Annotated in this window: 16 protein-coding genes and 2 pseudogenes; 1 reads left to right on the top strand and 17 read right to left on the bottom strand. The window is 65.3% G+C overall.

What is annotated here, in order from left to right:
* Both glnE and VLR48_RS12370 read right to left on the bottom strand, forming a co-directional pair.
* Window positions 1–2126, bottom strand: a 2126-nt coding sequence (gene glnE / locus VLR48_RS12375) for a bifunctional [glutamate--ammonia ligase]-adenylyl-L-tyrosine phosphorylase/[glutamate--ammonia-ligase] adenylyltransferase (protein WP_325292076.1), incomplete at its 3' end; no start/stop codon positions are given.
* A 10-nt stretch (window positions 2127–2136) separates the two neighbouring features.
* Window positions 2137–3048, bottom strand: coding sequence for a D-hexose-6-phosphate mutarotase (locus VLR48_RS12370; protein WP_325292075.1), 912 nt, complete (start codon window positions 3046–3048; stop codon window positions 2137–2139).
* 311 nt (window positions 3049–3359) lie between these two features.
* Between VLR48_RS12370 and VLR48_RS12365 the strand changes: the two genes are divergently transcribed.
* Window positions 3360–4706 carry an MFS transporter gene (locus VLR48_RS12365; RefSeq protein WP_325292074.1) on the top strand — a complete coding sequence of 449 codons (1347 nt, stop codon included), beginning with the start codon at window positions 3360–3362 and terminating at the stop codon, window positions 4704–4706.
* A gap of 218 nt (window positions 4707–4924) precedes the next feature.
* Here the strand turns inward: VLR48_RS12365 and VLR48_RS12360 are convergent, their stop codons facing one another.
* The 15 genes and pseudogenes from VLR48_RS12360 to VLR48_RS12295 form a co-directional block, all read right to left on the bottom strand.
* The gene (locus VLR48_RS12360) at window positions 4925–5965 is read right to left on the bottom strand and encodes a peptidylprolyl isomerase (RefSeq protein ID WP_325292073.1); all 1041 of its coding nucleotides are present in this window, start codon (window positions 5963–5965) and stop codon (window positions 4925–4927) included.
* Between the two features lie 115 nt (window positions 5966–6080).
* On the bottom strand, window positions 6081–6680 hold the full coding sequence (locus VLR48_RS12355; RefSeq protein WP_325292072.1) for a DNA-3-methyladenine glycosylase I: 600 nt from the start codon (window positions 6678–6680) through the stop codon (window positions 6081–6083).
* Between the two features lie 70 nt (window positions 6681–6750).
* The gene (locus VLR48_RS12350) at window positions 6751–6915 is read right to left on the bottom strand and encodes a DUF2256 domain-containing protein (protein WP_325292071.1); all 165 of its coding nucleotides are present in this window, start codon (window positions 6913–6915) and stop codon (window positions 6751–6753) included.
* Entirely contained in the window at window positions 6912–8483 is a 1572-nt protein-coding gene (locus tag VLR48_RS12345; RefSeq protein ID WP_325292070.1) for a deoxyribodipyrimidine photo-lyase, read from the bottom strand. The genes VLR48_RS12350 and VLR48_RS12345 overlap by 4 nt, the downstream gene beginning before the upstream one ends.
* 5 nt (window positions 8484–8488) lie before the next feature.
* Entirely contained in the window at window positions 8489–9760 is a 1272-nt protein-coding gene (locus VLR48_RS12340) for an FAD-binding domain-containing protein (RefSeq protein WP_325292069.1), read from the bottom strand.
* Between the two features lie 83 nt (window positions 9761–9843).
* Entirely contained in the window at window positions 9844–10386 is a 543-nt protein-coding gene (locus VLR48_RS12335) for an Hsp20/alpha crystallin family protein (protein ID WP_325292068.1), read from the bottom strand.
* A 133-nt stretch (window positions 10387–10519) separates the two neighbouring features.
* Window positions 10520–10897 (bottom strand): Hsp20/alpha crystallin family protein, encoded by a 378-nt coding sequence (locus VLR48_RS12330; RefSeq protein WP_325292067.1) that lies wholly within the window; start codon window positions 10895–10897, stop codon window positions 10520–10522.
* 89 nt (window positions 10898–10986) lie between these two features.
* Entirely contained in the window at window positions 10987–11430 is a 444-nt protein-coding gene (locus VLR48_RS12325) for an Hsp20/alpha crystallin family protein (protein WP_325292066.1), read from the bottom strand.
* A gap of 271 nt (window positions 11431–11701) precedes the next feature.
* On the bottom strand, window positions 11702–11962 hold the full coding sequence (locus tag VLR48_RS12320) for a helix-turn-helix domain-containing protein (protein WP_325292081.1): 261 nt from the start codon (window positions 11960–11962) through the stop codon (window positions 11702–11704).
* A gap of 189 nt (window positions 11963–12151) precedes the next feature.
* Window positions 12152–12619: pseudogene (locus tag VLR48_RS12315) on the bottom strand (sigma-54 factor interaction domain-containing protein); the annotation flags it as partial.
* A gap of 220 nt (window positions 12620–12839) precedes the next feature.
* A pseudogene (locus VLR48_RS20275) lies at window positions 12840–13085 on the bottom strand (response regulator); the annotation flags it as partial.
* The gene (locus VLR48_RS12310; RefSeq protein ID WP_325292065.1) at window positions 13049–14008 is read right to left on the bottom strand and encodes a sensor histidine kinase; all 960 of its coding nucleotides are present in this window, start codon (window positions 14006–14008) and stop codon (window positions 13049–13051) included. The gene VLR48_RS12310 and the pseudogene VLR48_RS20275, both read right to left, overlap by 37 nt.
* 264 nt (window positions 14009–14272) lie before the next feature.
* Window positions 14273–15922 (bottom strand): chaperonin GroEL, encoded by a 1650-nt coding sequence (groL, locus tag VLR48_RS12305; RefSeq protein WP_325292064.1) that lies wholly within the window; start codon window positions 15920–15922, stop codon window positions 14273–14275.
* Between the two features lie 137 nt (window positions 15923–16059).
* Window positions 16060–16350 (bottom strand): co-chaperone GroES, encoded by a 291-nt coding sequence (groES, locus tag VLR48_RS12300; protein WP_093029859.1) that lies wholly within the window; start codon window positions 16348–16350, stop codon window positions 16060–16062.
* Window positions 16351–16493: 143 nt separating this feature from the next.
* Window positions 16494–16919: an FxsA family protein gene (locus tag VLR48_RS12295; protein ID WP_325292063.1), complete on the bottom strand. Its 426-nt coding sequence runs from the start codon at window positions 16917–16919 to the stop codon at window positions 16494–16496.
* Between the last annotated feature and the right edge of the window lie 152 nt (window positions 16920–17071).

Raw genomic sequence — 17071 nt, 5'->3', positions numbered from 1 at the left:
AGATCCAGGTCCGACCCGTAGCCCAGCTCGATCCCGCCGAGCTTGCCGTAGCCCAGCACGAGAAAGCCGGTCTCCTCCCCGATGATCTCGGTCGGGCGGCCGTGGCGCTGCACCAGATGATCGAAGGCCAACCGCAAGACGCGCCGGATCGACACCTCGGCGATCTCGGTCAAATAGTCGCTCACCACCATGAGCGGGATGACCTCGGTCAGGTCGGCGGCGGCCACGCGGAGCATGTTGCCTTTGGAGAATTGGCGCAGACGTTCCATCTGCTGCTCCAGGTCATCGGCATCGACATGCAGCAGGAGTGAATCGAGCTCGGCTTCCAGATCGGCCCGCCGCAGCGGTGCATAGAGACGACGCAGATCGATCATCTCGTCCAAGAGCAAGGGATGACACGCGATCCGATCGGTAAACCAGGGACTCATGCTCGCCAGACGCGCGAGCTGCGCCAAGATGACCGGATGCTCGCTCAGCATCGCCAGATAGGATGTCCTGCGCGCGACGGCCTCGAGGACCTTGAGGACCCGCTCCAGTGCGATGTCGGGCTGCTCGCTCGCGGCGCTCTCGCGCAAGACCATCGGCATCAGCCGCTCCATGCGATCGTGACCGCGCCGACTGAGCCCCTTGCGGGCGATCGAATCGCGAAACTGGATCAACCGAGACTGGATCGCCTCGGGCTCGGCAAAGCCCGCCTCGGTCAATGCCGACAACTCATGGGCCGCATCGCCCTCGCCGTGCCAGAGCGCGATCGAATCCAGCTCGTGCGGCACCTCTTCCGTCTCGGGTGCGGCGAACACCTCGTCGAACTGGCCCTGGACATGATGACGATGCGCCTCCAAGACCGCCTCGAAGGCCGGCCAGTCGACAAACCCCATCGAACGCGCCAAACGCGCCCGCCCCGGCTCGTCTGCAGGCAGCAGATGGGTTTGTTTGTCGCGATACGCTTGGATGCGGTTTTCCACCAAACGCAGAAAACAGTAGGCGTCGTCCAGTCCCTGCACGGCGGGCTCGGGCATCAACTGCCGCTGCGCCAGGAGTGCGAGCACTTCGCGGATGGGGCGGATCTGCAGATCCGCGTCGTGCCCGCCGCGAATGAGCTGGAACGCCTGGCCGATGAACTCGATCTCGCGGATGCCGCCCGGACCCAGCTTGATGTTGGCATCCATGCCGCGGCGATAGAGTTCTTTGGCGATCATCCGCTTGAGATCGCGCAGGGACTCGATCGCACCGAAATCCAGATAGCGCCGATAGACGAAGGGACGCAGCATCGCCATCAGCTCGCGCGCATCGTCCGGATCGCCGGCCACGACGCGCGCCTTGATCATGGCGTAGCGCTCCCACTCGCGCGCCTGGGTTTGGTAGTAGTCCTCCAGCGCGTTGAAGCTCATGGCCAGCGGCCCGGACTCGCCGAAGGGTCGCAGTCGCGTGTCGACGCGAAAGACGAATCCGTCGACCGTCTGGCTGCCCAGCGCCTGGCCCAGGCGTTGCCCGAGCTTGATGAAGAACTGTTCGTTGGTCAGCTTGCGCGGGCCTCCTTCGGTCTCCCCGTTGGCTGAAAAGGCAAAGATCAGATCGATGTCCGAGCTCAGATTCAGCTCGCGGGCACCGAGCTTGCCCATGCCCAGCACGGCCATGTGCAGGGCGCGTCCGGTCGCGTCGCGCGGCGTGCCGAGCTCCGCGCAGGTCCAGGCGTGCAGCCGATCCAGTGCGCCGCGGATGCAAAGGTCCGCTAGCTCGGTGAGATGCTCCAGTGTCTCCGAAAGCTCGGCCCAACCTGCGATATCGCGCCAAATGATGCGGATCATCTCGCGCCGACGGAAGCGACGCAGGGCCTGGTGCAGTCCCGGCTCGTCCGTCGTCTCGGCCAATGCGGCATCGAGATGGATCGCCAACGCGACGGCGTCGTGCGGTTGCTCTAGCGCCCCGCTCGCGATCAGATCGGCGAGCACCTCGGGATGACGGGCGACCGAGACGGCGACATAGTCGCTGGCCTCCCAGACCCGCGCCCGTGCCTCGGCAAAGGCCGAGACCTCCGGCAGGCCGACGCCCTGCTCGGTTGCCCAGTCGAGCCAGGTCTGCCAATGGGCCTCGGTTGCCGGGTCGAGATTTTGGAAGCTGTCCATTCAGATGTGATCAGAGCGGCTCGATGGCATAGCGCGCAGTCAGACGATAGGTCTCGCCGGGCGGGATCTCGATCACCTCCGAGGCCGTGTTGACAGTCTCGACGCAGACGAAGCGCCGGTAATCCTGATCTTCGAGATCGTCCATCGTCTTGGCGGTCTCGATCCAGGGGTTCCAGACCACGGCGGCGCGGCTGTGCTCGGATTCAATGCGGATGCGCCGATCCAAAGTCGGGTCGACGATGGTCAGCACGGGCGGCACATCCTCGTAGATGCGATTGACCTCGCGCTCGAACGCCACCTGCCCCTCTTGGCGGATCACGGCATCCCCGCCGTCGGCGGCCTTGTCGATATAGCGGCGCCCGTCCAGCCCCTTGACCCGGACCCGGCTCGCATCGCCGACCTTGAAATAGGCATGCAGACCTTGGGTGATGCTGAAGGGCCGATCGCCGGCATTCAGGGTGCTCAAGGCGACCGAGAGGGTCGCGCCAACATGGATGTCGACCAAGAGATTGAAATATTGGGGCCAGATGGCGCGGGTGTCGGCGTCGTCCGCGATCCCGAGCTGCACCCGTGTTGATCCGTCCGCAAGCGCCTCGGTCGCGAGCACCGTCCAGGGCCAGGCGCGCACGAACCCGTGGGCCGGCCGCCCCTTCGCCTCCGGATCCGCACCGAACCAGGGCCAGCAGATCGGGATGCCGCCCTTGATCGCCTTGCCCTCGGCGAAATAGGCACGCTCGCTCACGAAGAGCAGATCATCCGCCGCATCGGTCGGCCGGTAGGCCAACACCTGTCCGGCGTAGGGCGAGATCAGCGCCGTCGCCTGCGCGTTGGTGATCTCGATCATGGTCAGGCCGCCGCGGCCTTCGGCGAAACGCAGGATGCCGTCGATGCCGTGCTCGGCGTTCAATGCCTCGATGTCCATGGATGATCCTCCGGGTCGGTGGGGCCATTCGTCTGGAAAGGCCTATGTGGTCAAGGAATCCGCGGAGCGCCGGGCCTAGCCTGGCCGCGGGCCACTCGGCATCCCGCGATCTCGGCGGACGGCCGAGCCCGATCGCGACGGGTGGCCCGGAGCGTAGCTCCCGAGCCGCTGCTCCGCAAGGCGCCTGCAACGGCGCCTTGCGACCTATGGGCTTCCGAGATCTCTCCTCATGGAGACGTGATGCTTGCCGCTCCCGCGGCGCCCGAGCCAAGATGCGCCGAGAGACGATCCCAACCGAGCCGATGGAGCCCATGGACCCGATGTCAGTGCCCCGGACCACGCCCACTCGCCACCCCGAATGGCTGGAAAGCCTCTACGAGCGCCTCGCCGAGGACGACGAGGGGCGCACCTGCAAAGAGATCAGCGCCGAGGCCTGTCACGAGACACCCGGCAACTTCCTCCATACCCTGACTGCCAACACACTGAGCAACATCGCCGACCGTTTGGCCAGCGCCAAGACCACCCTGCCCTGGCTGCTCCTGCAACTCGGTGCCCCGGCCTGGATGCTCAGCCTGCTGGTGCCCATCCGCGAATCCGGCTCCATGCTGCCGCAGATCCTGATCGGCGAGATCGTCCGGCGCCAAGCCATCCGCAAATGGGTCTGGGTCTGGGGCGGTGTGATCCAAGGGCTCTGTCTGGCCGCGATCGGCTGGGTCGCCTTCGCGCTCGAAGGAGCAGCGGCGGGCGCTGCGATCATCGCACTGCTGATCCTCTTCAGCCTGGCGCGCGGTGCCTGCTCGGTCGCCTACAAGGACGTGCAGGGCAAGACGATCCCCAAGACCCGCCGCGGCCGCCTATCCGGCTGGATCAGCGCCATCGCCGGACTCGGCGCCATGGGCGTCGGCCTGGGGCTCGGTGCCGTACAGGACGGCGCGGAGTCGACCGGCCTCTATGTTGCTCTCCTGGCGGGCGCGGCCATCCTCTGGCTCCTGGCCGCCTGGTCATTCAGCCGCATCGTCGAGTTCCACGGCGCCACCGAGGGCGGCTCCAACGCGCTGGCCGAGGCCGTCGCACGTCTCGCGATTCTGCGCGACGACGCACCCTTCAGGAAATTCGTGATTGCCCGCGCGCTGGCGATGGGATCCGGACTCGCGGCACCCTTTTATGTGGCGTTGGCCCGCGACGATCTGGGCGGGGCCATCTCGCTGCTCGGCATCTTCATCGCCGTCGAAGGACTCGCGGGCTTAGTCAGCTCGCCGGTTTGGGGGCGCTGGTCGGACCACTCGAGCCGGCAGGTCTTCGCCGCGGCTTGCGGGCTGGCTGCAGTGCTCTCGATCGCGGTTGCACTCTGGTCCTGGCTCGCGATGTCGAGCGCGGCGGCGATCTGGTTCTACCCGATCGCCTTCTTCGGGCTCGGCATCGCCCATGCGGGCGTCCGACTCGGGCGCAAGACCTATCTGGTCGACATGGCCGTGGGCAACAAGCGCACCGACTATGTCGCAGTCAGCAACAGCGTCATCGGCGCACTGCTGCTCGTGACCGGGTTGCTCGGCGCCTTGGCGGCGACCGTCTCGGTGGAGGCAACCATTCTCCTGCTCGGTCTCGCCGGGCTGGCCGGATCGCTGCTCAGCCTGAGCTGGAAGGAGGTTTCCGGGTGATGTAGTCGGATCGACCGCGAGCATCGCTGCCGGTCGACGGGGAATCTGCCGACCGAGAATCAAGCGCAATCGGCAAGGCTGGGTTCGCTTCATCACGCAGGATGCGCAATGGATTCAACGCACTGCCCGAATCGGCTCCGGAGTCCGTCTCGCCCCCGGCAATGCCGGGGGACTCACGAGATCGGTTGCGAACGTGGAGTGCTTTGACGAGAAGGGGGTTACGGATTCTGGTCGGGAAACTCGATCACGGATGTCCCTCTAAGCTCCTCGACCTTAGCCAAGAGCGCTTGTTGCGCCTGCTGCGTCCTCAACTGCTTCTCGATGCGTGCCTTCACCTCTTCGAAGGGCACGACTGCAGCCGCATTTTTGCCCGTCGCCTTGATGATGTGGTATCCGAACTGGGTCTCCACCACTTCGCTCACGTCGCCTGATTCCAGAGCAAACGCGGCGTTTTCAAAGGGCGCGACCATCTGGCCCCGTCCGAACTCGCCGAGGTCGCCCCCCTGCGCGGCACTCGGACAGGTCGATTCGCCTTTGGCCAGCTCGGCGAAATCGGAACCGGATTTTACCTTTTCGAGGATCTCGTCGGCCTTCCGCTTGGCGTTTTCCTTCTCCTCGGCTCCGGCACCCGCGTCGACACCGATCAAGATGTGGCTCGCGCGCATCGATTCCGGTTTGCTGAACGCCTCGGGATGCTCGTCGTAGAAGGCCTTCAGTTGTGCATCGGTGATCTCGATTTTAGACACGACCTCGTTCTGGACGAATGCGTTGATCATGAGCCCGCGTTTGATCTGCTCACGCAGCCCATCCGGGGTGATGCCCTTTTTGGCGAGCGCGTCGTTCCATTCCTCTTCGCTCGGGGAACGGGACTTTATGAGGGCGAACTGCTCCTCCACCTGCCGGTCGAGATCGGGGATGTTCTGATCCTTCGCGAGCTGAAAGAGGAGCTCGGAGCGAATCAGGTTCTCTTTTGCGGTATCCTCGACGAGCTTGCGTTGATCGGTAGTGATGGAGTCCGCGGGGCCCATCCTGGCCAACAAGGGGCGGGTATTGCGATCCAGCTCTGCACGAGGGATCGCGACGCCGTTGATCTTGACGACGACATCCGTGGGGTCGCCGGACGTCGGCGCGGCTTCGCCCGCCGGGATCGCTGTCGGGGCCAGCTCATTGGAGACGGGTTCGGCGGCGATGACGAGATGCGCACCGACGAGCGCGAGAGTGACGGTCGTCGTGGCGACCAGTTTGGAGAACAGGTGCATTGTTGGAATCTCGGTGGTGAGGAACAAAGGAAACCGAAGCGGGGCTGGTTATACGAACAAACAGCAAACCACGCAATGACAACCGCTCATTCGGCGCTCGACCCCGATCCGGAGCCTACGGGACTGTCGGATCTCCGGAGACATCCCCGAGCCGCGCGATCTCGGCATGTCGACAGCAGCCGACGACATGATCGTTGACCATCCCGACAGCCTGCATGAAGGCATAGCAGATGGTGGATCCGACGAAGCCGAAGCCGCGTTTCTTGAGTGCCTTGCTCATGCGGTCCGATGCAGGGGTCCGGGCAGGAACCTGGTCCAGCGAGCGCCAAGCGTTTTGCTGCGGCATATGGTCGACGAACTGCCAGAGGAAGGCGTCCAAGGATCCCGTGTCTTCGAGGATGCTCAGCACACCTTGTGCATTGCGAACGACCGATGCGATCTTGAGACGGTTTCGAACGATGCCCGCGTCCCCGAGCAATCGCTGGATGTCGGCGTCCGAATAGCGCGCGATCCGCTCCGGATCAAAGTCATCGAAGGCCCGCCGATAGGCGTCGCGCTTGCGCAGAATGGTGAGCCAGCTCAAACCGGCCTGCGCCCCTTCGAGCGTCAGCATCTCGAAGAGGTGGCGGTCATCGTGGACCGGTACGCCCCATTCGAGGTCGTGATAGGCGAGGTAGAGGGGATCGGAACCACACCAGCCGCATCTCGTTGTCATTTTTCTTATCCATCGGAGGACATTCGGAGCCTACCGTATCGTCAAGGCGGGAATAAACCCCGTCGCGACGTCACGACGACGAGGACGACGGTCGGCGCAACGCGCGGCGGCTACGGCACGCATCGGAGCAATATCGGACCGACTCCCAGCAGGCTGCCCAGCGTTTACGCCAGGTGAAGGGGCGAGCGCAGGTCGCGCAGATCTTGGTCGGGAGGTGGGGCTTTTTGTGGCTCATGAGGTCGACTCGGGGCTTGGCGGCGCTTTTCTCGTGCTGCCTACCTTCGTGGTGGTCGTGCGCGTTCGGCTTGAGCCACTGCTGCGGCGACGGCTGCCGTGTGTCTCGAAGATGGTCCGGCTTTCGGCGCGGGACTCGGCGCTGCGACGGATCGCGCCCATGCGGCGCCGGGCCTCGCGCGCAGCGGCTTCGTGATCGAGGATCGGGGCCGGGTAGTCGCGACCGACCAGGCATCCGCAGGCGTCTTGCTCGGCACGGGACATCTTCCATGGGGTGTGGATGCGTGCGTCCGGAACAGTGGCCAGCTCGGGCACCCAGCGCCGAATGAAGAGGCCATCCGGATCCTGGTCTTGGGACTGCTTGACCGGGTTGTAGATGCGCAGCGTGTTGATGCCGGTGGTGCCGGATTGCATCTGCACCTGGGACCAATGGATGCCGGGCTCGTAGTCGGTGAAGACGCGCGCCAGGTGCAGGCCCGGCTCGCGCCAATGCAGCCAGAGATGGTAAGCGCTGAAGGACGCCAGCATGGCGCGCATCCGAAAGTTGATCCAACCGGTGTGGATCAGGGCGCGCATGCAGGCATCGACGAAGGGGAAGCCGGTTTGACCCAGGCGCCAGGCATCGAGGCGTTCCCGGTCCGGGATCGGATCGCGGAGCCCGTTGCAGGCGCGGTGCATGTTCTCGAATTCGATCCGGGGCTCGCTTTCGAGCTTCTGCATGAAATGGCAGTGCCAGTGGAGCCGGCCCTCGAAGGCCGAGAGTGCCTTGGGCCAGGTCCCGCGTTGCCCGCTGCTTTGGGCAAGCGCCGCCACCTGCTCCCGGCGATGGCGTGTCGCCTGGACCAGCTCGCGGATCGAGAGCGTTCCCCAGGCAAGATGGGTGCTCAGGCGCGAGCAAGACTCGTACGCGGTCAGAGGGCTCGACATCTCGCGGTGATAGGCTTCGCCGCGCTCGCGCAGGAAGGCTTCGAGTGTCGCGACACCGGCACGCCGACCGCCGGGCTGGCGCTGCGGGCAGGGGTCGTACGCAATTCCCACCGCCCGACCATCGGGGATGTCGCCGAGCCCGCCGATCTCGGACAGCGCCCCCAAGGGTCGCAGGACGGGCGGCGGCTCCAATGGGGTGCGCATCCGTTGCTCCCAGATCTTCGACCAGCGGTTGCGTGTTTCGAGGCGGCGGACCACGCCGTTCTGGGGCAGCTCATGCCACGGGACCCCGCGGCTGCGCAGCAGATCGCCGACCGCGATGTCCCGCGCATAGGTCCAGCCGTTGCCGGTCTCCTCGTGCGACCAGACGGACTCGATCGGCAGACGATCCAGCAGCGCTCCCAGGACCGGGACGGCCTCGCCGACTCGAATCACCAAGGGTTGGCCGAGTGCGGCAAGATCCGTTCGCAGCTCGCCGAGACACTCGGCGATGAAGGCCCAGTGGCGACCGGAGGCATCCGGTTGGGACCAGTATCCAGGCTCGGCGATATAGAGCGGCAAGACAGGACCGCGCCTTGCGGCCTGCGCGAGTGCCGCGTGGTCGTAGACCCGCAGGTCGCGCTTGAACCAGACAAGGTGCATGGGTGTCATCCGGGTTTGGCCTGATCGAGGCGCGTCGGACCAGCGAGAAGATCCTGGCGGTAGGCATGCTCGCGGAAGGGGAAGAAGCCGCGGGTGGCTCCTGGCCAGAGCCTGCTGTCCCAGGTTCGGCGCGCGCGGACGAGTGCGATGCCGTGCTTGGCGAGTCGCGCGTCGAGCTGATCGAGACGCTCCCGCCAGCGGCCGACCGGTGTTTCAAGCGTGACGACTTGGCGCACCGCCAGGCCGCAGGCCCATGCCTCGGTCGCCGCCAGCCAATCGTCCTCGTCCAAGGCGTGTGATGGGACCGCGAAATGCGCCTTGGCGCGAGACAGGGCATCGGCAATCGCGATGCGCGAGAAGTCGATGACCGGTGGGGCCAGGTCGAGGCTAGCGCCGACCGCCTCGTCCCAACCCCCGGCCAAGCCTCGAAATTCGAGCTTCGACAGATGCGAGACCTCCGGGGCGATATCCTCCGGCGTCAGCAGCAACCCGCTCGGGGTGTCCATGTCCAGCTCGACCGAGGCGGGGAGTGGACGGGGCATGAGATCGAGCGGCGGCTCGGTCAGGGGTAATGCCTGCTCGTCGAGCTCGCCTTTGGGGTCGAAGCGCCCGTCGGTGTAGCGGGCGATGTTCTCGGCCCGCGCCAGATAGTGCTTGCCGCGCGTGTGAAGCCCCGCGACCCAGCGCCAGGAGAGTGTATTGGAGGCCGGATCACCGTCCAGCAGGTGTCGCAGAAAGAAGGCCGCACCGAGCGTCCAGGGCAGACGCAGGGTAAAGATCCAGATGCTCGCGAACCACATGCGGGCGTGGTTATGCAGATAGCCGGTCTCGATCAGCTCGCGCGCCCAGGCATCGAAACAGGCGACCCCGCTCCGGCCGGCGATCGCCTCGGCATAGCGCACCGACGCCGTCCTGGTGAGTCCGTCGCGGTCGCGCCGCAGCTGGTCGAGATAGGCGTCCCAAACCTGCGGGCGCTGTTCGAGCCAGCCTTTCCAATAGGTCCGCCACAGCACCTCGGAGACGAATTTATCGACCGCATCGCGCGGATGGCTCTCCCAAACCGCAGCGACCGCCTCGCGCTCCAGGATCAGACGATGCCGCAGATAGGGCGAGAGCCGCGAGACCCCATCATGCGGCGGGACGACCCGATTGCGCTCGCGCGCATAGGCCGCCGCGTGTGGGACGAAGGACGCCAGGCGCGCAAGGCCGGCCGCCCGAGTCGGCGTCTCGGCCTGCGGGGCATCGTCGGCGTGGCCGGGCCAACCGGGTCGTCTCATGGTCTCTCCGTGGTGGTCGGAGAGCACGACATGGACGACGTCGGGCGATTTTCAACCCGGACCCAATTCTCTCGGAGCCGGTGTCAGTGCACGCTCACCTTGATCGGCTCTCGGCGACTTGCCTTGTCCTTCGGCATCTCGACCCGCAGGACGCCGTATTTGTAGCTCGCCTTGGCCTTGTCGCTCTCGACCTCGTCGGGCAAGGGGATGGCGCGCTCGAAGTGGCCGTAGGCACATTCGGTGACGTGGTAGCGGCCTTTGGACTCTTCGCGCTCGACCCGCTTCTCGCCGCGGACGACCAGGTAGCCGTCCATGACCTGAAGCTCGAAGTCGTCCTTGGCCATGCCGGGCGCCTCGAGCCGCACGACGATCTTGTCGTCGTTATCCGAGACCTCTGCGGCCAGGACGCCCCAACCTCCGCTGGGCAGCGTCGGGCCCCAAGCCGGAGCGCGCAGGCCGCCCCACAGGTCTAGACCTCGCCCGCCGTGCTCGCGGGTCGGCCTCGCCCCCTTGTGCGTGAAGCGCGTCACGGCCCCGGCGGCTTGATCGGAGAGTCGCTCCCAGCCGTCGCGGACATGGTCCCATGCCCGCGTGATGTCGTGTCTGATCTGTTGAAGTGTGGACATAGTGCCCTCCGCAAATCCGGACCCCGGCGCTCGCGAACCCTTCTCGCATTTGACCCGTCGACCGGATAGCGGCCTCGGGCGCCGGGATCGTCGGGCGCGCGGCACCTCGCCCCGCGCCCCTCGTTTTGGCTCCTCACCCCACATTGACCTGGATCTTACGGGGCTGAAGCTCTGCGCGTTTCGGCACCTTCAGGGTTAGAACGCCGTCCTGCATCTGTGCATCGATTTGGTCTGCCTGAAGCTCTCGGCTCAGCGTGAAACTGCGCCGGAACCGGGTGGTGCGCAGGTCGGCATAGAGTGCCTCCATCTCGCTCGGCATCTCGATCGCCGCCTCGCCCTCGATCAGGAGGGTGTCCTTGTCCACCTGGACGGAGAGACGCTCGCGCGAAACCCCCGGAAGATCGGCCACCAAGGTGATCCCGGCGGCGTCTTCATAGATGTCCACCGGCGGAAGCAATGCCGCTTCTTCGGCACGCGCGGCCTGCATCTCGCTCGGCTCTCGTGCCTGCATGCCTGTGTTCTAGCTCATGGTGAAAGTCCTCGCTGGTGTCGATTCGTTTGCGCTGTGACCCGGACCGGAGCAAGCCCGGCCGGTGCGGCCTACTTGACCTCGATGCGGCGCGGCTTGACCTCTTCGCGCCGCTCGATCGTCACCTGGAGTACGCCGTCGCGATAGGTGGCCTGAACCTTGTCCGGATCGACGTCTTCGGGCAGCGTGATCACCCGCCGAAAGGCACCGTCGAACCGCTCGTTCCGGTAGAGCTGCACCTCGTCCGGCAGCGTCGACTTGCGCTCGCCGGAGAGTGTCAGCAGATTCTGTTGGAGCGAAATGTCGAGACCCTTCGGATCGACGCCCGCTGCAAACACATAGACATCCACCCGACTCGGCGATGCCCCGATGTTGATGGCCGGGAAGGTTCCGGCCGCAACGGAGCGGATCCCCGACATCCCCGACCGGGAGCCGAAGGCGGCGTCCATCTCGTCGCGTATCCGCTCGAGTTGGCTGAACAGGTCCGTATCGAAGCCTCTGAGATACCCCCACATGACATGCCTCCTCTCGATGTTTCGGGGTTGAAGATGCGGCATACGGCGGGGTCGCCGCAGCCGATCGATACACTCAATGGCTCCGATGCATTCGGCACGCCAGACAACAGAGACCTGTTTTAGAAGGATTTCCGACGGCTCGCGAGCCGTCGGAGCGGTCAGTCTGACCGGTTTAGAGCTCCAAAAGCGGCCAGAATGGCCGGGGTCGGACGGGGGCTGTCGGGGCGGAGCCACACTTGGGCTCAGCGATGCGGATGACATGGCGGGCGGCTCACCCCCCGTTAAGCTTGCGGCGCAGTGTGCGCACGCCGATACCGAGGGCCTTGGCGGCACGCGCTCGGTCGTGTCCGGTGTCGACGAGCGCGGCTTCGATCAAGAGCCATTCGGCATCCGCCAGTCGGGTGCCCTTGGGAACAAACACCCCGTCGCCGGGTGGACGGGGTTCGACCGCGGAACGTGGAAGCACGGGCTGGAGCAGCTTCGGGCCGATCTCGCGCACGCCCGGCGGGAGTCGCACGGCCAGGCGCGCCATCAGGTTGCGAAGCTCGCGGACGTTGCCCGGCCAGTGGTAGCGCTCGAGCAGGGCCAGAGCGTCCGGATCCAGCTTGGGTGCAGCCCCGGTCCAGCCCATGTCGCGCAGCCCGTTGGCGAGGAAACGCTCTGCCAGCAGACCGATGTCCTTCGGACGCTCGCGCAGGGTCGGCAGGCGCAGCGGCAGGACGTTGAGTCGATAGAGGAGATCCTGACGGAACAGGCCCGACTCGACCCGCTCCTCGAGCGGACGGTGGGTCGCCGCGACCGCCCGGACATCGACGGCGATCTCGCGTTCGCCGCCGAGACGTTGGACGACGCCCGTCTCGAGGACCCGTAACAGGCTGACCTGGGATGCGGGGGTCATCTACCCGATCTCGTCGAGGAAGAGTGTCCCCTCGTGGGCCTGCTCGAACCGGCCCCGATGCAGACGCGTCGCGCCCGTGAAGGCGCCCTTCTCGTGACCGAACAGCTCGGCCTCCAGCATGGTCTCCGGAATGGTCCCGCAGTTGACCGCAACAAAGGGGCCTTGGGCGCGTGGGCCCAATCCGTGGAGCGCTCGCGCGACCAGCTCCTTGCCCGTGCCGGTGCGGCCCTCGATCAGCACAGGCTCGGCGCTCAAGGCGAAGCGCGGCAGCTCCAGCAGGGCGTCGACCATCACCGGATCGCAAAACCACAGATACGGGGCGAGCCGTTCGGCCAGATCGTCGCGTACGCGTTTGCCGGCCAAGTCGGTCGCCAGACGCCTCGCCAGCTCCAGCGGATCCGCCGGCTTCTCGAGGTAGTGTCGGGCGCCCTGCTTGAGCGCATCGACCGCGTTGGTCACGCTGCCGTGACCCGTGACCCGTGATCACGTAGAAGGCGGCGTCCGGACCGCGCGCCAGATACTCCGGCAGAAGATCGAGCCCGATCCCGTCCTTCAGACGCAGATCCACCAGCAGGGCGTCCGGCGTGGTCTCGGCCAGGACGCGCCGCGCCTCGCGCAGACTCCCGACCCCGGTCACGCGGGCGCCCGGGCCGGTCAGGACGCGCTGTAGACCGCGCACGATGCCGGGATCATCGTCCACGAGAAGCAGCGAGAGGCTGCTCAGGTCCGTGAGTCGATCGGTCGAGGCTTCCACCATCCGGGGATCTCCGGTTGCTCCAACGGAAGAATCAAGGTGACCCGCACCCCGCCTCCGGCGCGGTTCTCGAGCCAGACCCGACCGTGGTGGGCTTGAACGATCCGCCGTACGATGGCGAGTCCGAGACCGTTCCCGTCGGCCTTGGTCGTGAAGAAGGGTGTGAAGAGCCTCGGTAGATCACCTGCGGCGATGCCTGACCCGCGATCGTCCACCTCGATACGCAGCCCGTGGCGTACCGCCCGCGCCCCGATTTGGATCGACCCGGACCGCTGACCGCTCTGTGCCCCGTTGATCAACAGGTTGAGCAAGGCATCGCGGATTGCTCCGGCCTGCAGATCGACCGTGGGCAGCGTCGATTCGATGTCGAGCAGGATTCCGAGCCCCTGTTTTCGGAGTATCGGCTCTGCGAGGCGCACCGCGTCGGCTATCAGCGTTCCCGGCTCGGTCGGCGCGAAGATTTCGTCCTGCTTGCGGGTTAGGTCCAGAAAGCCCGTCAGCTTTCGATTCAGCGCGACGATGTCCCGATCGATCTCGGCGATAATCTCTGCAGTCTGTTCGGGGGAGACGAGCAGCGCCTTGGCATTGGCACGCAGAGCCATCAGGGGGTTGCGCAGGTCGTGAACCAGCTCGGCCGCCATCTCGGTGAGCGAGGCGCGACGATAGATCTCCTGGATGTGCCCCTCCGCGCGCCGGCTCTCCCCGACCGCGACAAGCGCGATCGTCAGCCCGATCAGGATGCCGGCCCCGCCCGCAAGCGCGAGCACCATGACGAGCGACAGCAACGGCCCTGCGGCGGCAGCCGTCCCTGGTGGCTGGTGCCCGAGCCACAGACCCGTGCCGATCACGACCAGCACGTAAAGCAACAGCAGGCCGGCGTAGGGCAGGATCAGGAGTCGAATGGTCGCGGAGGTCGAGCGGATCATCCCCATTTGTTCGATCGATGCAGGGTCGATGCAAACAAGTCTAGTCGGCGGAGACTACCTTCGGGTGCGCTTCGGCCGTTCGATCCGGCTTGAGCGCCGGGCGCCTGCCTGTTGGCCGCGACGGCACGGGTCCGAACAGTCGCAGCCATGGTTGAAATCGTGCCGCGCAAGCACCGATCCAACGAGGCGCCCAACAAAAAAGCCCCGCCCCGATCGAGCATCGGGGCGGGGCTTTCATCTGCGGCTAGACGCAGACGGACGGGCTTACATCATGCCCATGCCGCCCATGTCGCCCATTCCACCCATGCCGCCGCCGCCCGGCATCGCGGCGTCGTCCTTCGGCTCTTCGGCGACCATCGCCTCGGTGGTGATCATAAGACCTGCAACCGACGCAGCGTTTTGAAGTGCCGAGCGGGTGACCTTGGTCGGATCCAGGATGCCCATGTCGACCATGTCGCCGTACTCGCCGTTGGCCGCGTTGTAACCGAAGTTACCCGAGCCTTCGACGACCTTGTGCAGGATGACGGACGGCTCGCAGCCCGCGTTGGCGACGATCTGACGCAGCGGCTCTTCCATGGCGCGACGCGCGATGGTGATACCGACGTCCTGATCGTGGTTGGCACCGACCAGGCCCTTCACCGCGGTCTGGGCACGGACGAGCGCAACACCGCCGCCGGGGACGATGCCTTCCTCGACCGCCGCGCGAGTGGCGTGCAGGGCGTCTTCGACACGCGCCTTCTTTTCCTTCATCTCCATCTCGGTGGCGGCACCTACCTTGATGACGGCAACACCGCCGGCCAGCTTGGCCAGACGTTCCTGGAGCTTTTCCTTGTCATAGTCGGAGCTGGTCTCTTCGACCTGGGCGCGGATCTGCTCGCAACGCGCCTTGATGTCCATCTCGGAGCCGGCGCCGTCGATGAGGGTGGTCTCGTCCTTGGCGACCTGCACGCGCTTGGCGGTACCCAGATCGTTCAGGGTCGCCTTCTCGAGAGACAGGCCGACCTCTTCGGAGATCACGGTTGCGCCGGTGAGGATGGCGATATCCTGCAGCATGGCCTTGCGACGATCACCGAAGCCCGGCGCCTTGACTGCGCAGACCTTGACGATGCCGCGCAGGGTATTGACCACCAGTGTGGCCAGCGCCTCGCCTTCCACGTCTTCGGCGACGATCAGCAGCGGCCGGCCGGCCTTGGCGACCGATTCCAGCACCGGCAGAAGCTCGCGGATGTTGGAGATCTTCTTGTCGTGCAGCAGGATGAAGGGATCGTCCAGCTCGGCGCTCTGGCTCTGCTGATTGTTGATGAAGTAGGGCGAGAGGTAGCCACGGTCGAACTGCATGCCTTCGACGACATCCAGCTCGTTGTGCAACGAGGTGCCGTCTTCGACGGTGATGACGCCTTCCTTGCCGACTTTTTCCATTGCCTCGGCGATGATCTGGCCGATCGACTCGTCCGAGTTGGCCGAGATGGTGCCGACCTGGGCGATCGCCTTGGACTCGGTGCAGGGCTTGGACAGCTTCTTGAGCTCTTCCACAGCCGCCTCGACGGCCTTGTCCATACCGCGCTTCAGATCCATCGGGTTCATGCCGACAGCGACGGCCTTCAGACCTTCGCGGACCATGGCCTGCGCCAGAACGGTCGCGGTGGTGGTGTCGTCACCGGCGATGTCGGAAGTATGTGAAGCAACCTCCTTCACCATCTGGGCGCCCATGTTCTCGAACTTGTCGCTCAGCTCGATTTCCTTGGCCACGGACACACCGTCCTTGGTGACGGTCGGGGCACCGAAGGACTTCTCCAGGACTACGTTGCGGCCCTTCGGACCCAGCGTGACCTTCACTGCGTTGGCGAGGATGTTGACACCCTCCATCATTCGGGCGCGGGCTTCACCGCCGAACTTGACGTCTTTTGCACTCATGGTGTTGATCCTTGAATTCGGTTAATCAGGTTTCGTTGTCCAAACCAGCCGGGTTGGGCTGATCGATCGGCCGATCGGCGCGAACAGGGGTTCGGAGAATGGCTTGTATGCGGGCTCCCGCAAGGGAGCACTCGGCATCAGCCCTCGACGACACCCATGATGTCTTCTTCACGCATCACTAAGAAGTCGTTGCCGTCGAGCTTCACTTCGGTGCCGGAGTACTTGCCGAACAGGACGCGGTCGCCGACCTTCACATCCAGCGGACGGCTCTCGCCGTTGTCGAGGATCTTGCCCTTGCCCACGGCGATGATCTCGCCCTGGATGGGCTTCTCGGTGGCGGAGTCCGGGATCACAATGCCGCCGGCGGTCGTACGCTCTTCTTCCATGCGACGGACAACGACGCGGTCGTGCAGGGGACGAATCTTCATGTGGTGGTCTCCTCGTGCGGTTGACGGGTTCGGAGCGCGGGTGAGCAGCCCGTTTCGGCCCGCTCTGTTAGCACTCATCTCAAACGAGTGCTAATAGTAGAGCCTTATCCTCGTCTGTCAAGCGCCGGAGGGTTCGACGGGCCTCAATCTTCGCGCCGGTAGTCGCCCTCGATGACCCTCGGAGCCTCGGCGCCTCCGGAGGGCGTGCCGGGCCGGACCGGGATCACGCGGACATAGCGCCCGACGATCCAATTCCGCAGGGGCGGGACGAGCAACAAAAACCCGATCGTGTCGGTCAGAAAGCCCGGAATAAGTAGAAAGAGACCCGCAACGAGGAGCAGGGCGCCGTCGAGGACCTCCAAGGCCGGGACCTCGCCGCGGTCGGTCATCTCGCGCACCCGCATGAGAAGGCCGAAACCTTGATGGCGGACCAGCCAGATCCCGACCACGGCGGTGAGTATGGCCAGGGCGATCGTCGGAAATGCCCCGATCTCGGAGCCGACCTGGATCATCACGTAGATTTCGATCATCGGCACGCCGATGACGAGCAGCAGAAACAAAAAAGGCACGATAATGGTCTCCCGAAGTGGTCGGTCGGTCCGCGCTCGGTCGACCGAGATCCCTTAAACCGACAAACAATATGGTAGAAAAAGGCTGACCCGTTGCAGGATAGTGGAACCCCGAACCTGATGAAACGCCATGACACGCCGCCGACCCACAG

It is taken from the genome of Thiocapsa sp. (assembly GCF_035467215.1).
Taxonomy (GTDB): Bacteria; Pseudomonadota; Gammaproteobacteria; order Chromatiales; family Chromatiaceae; genus Thiocapsa.
Note: the sequence above shows the minus strand (reverse complement) of the source record. Positions and strands in the feature narration are given on the sequence as shown.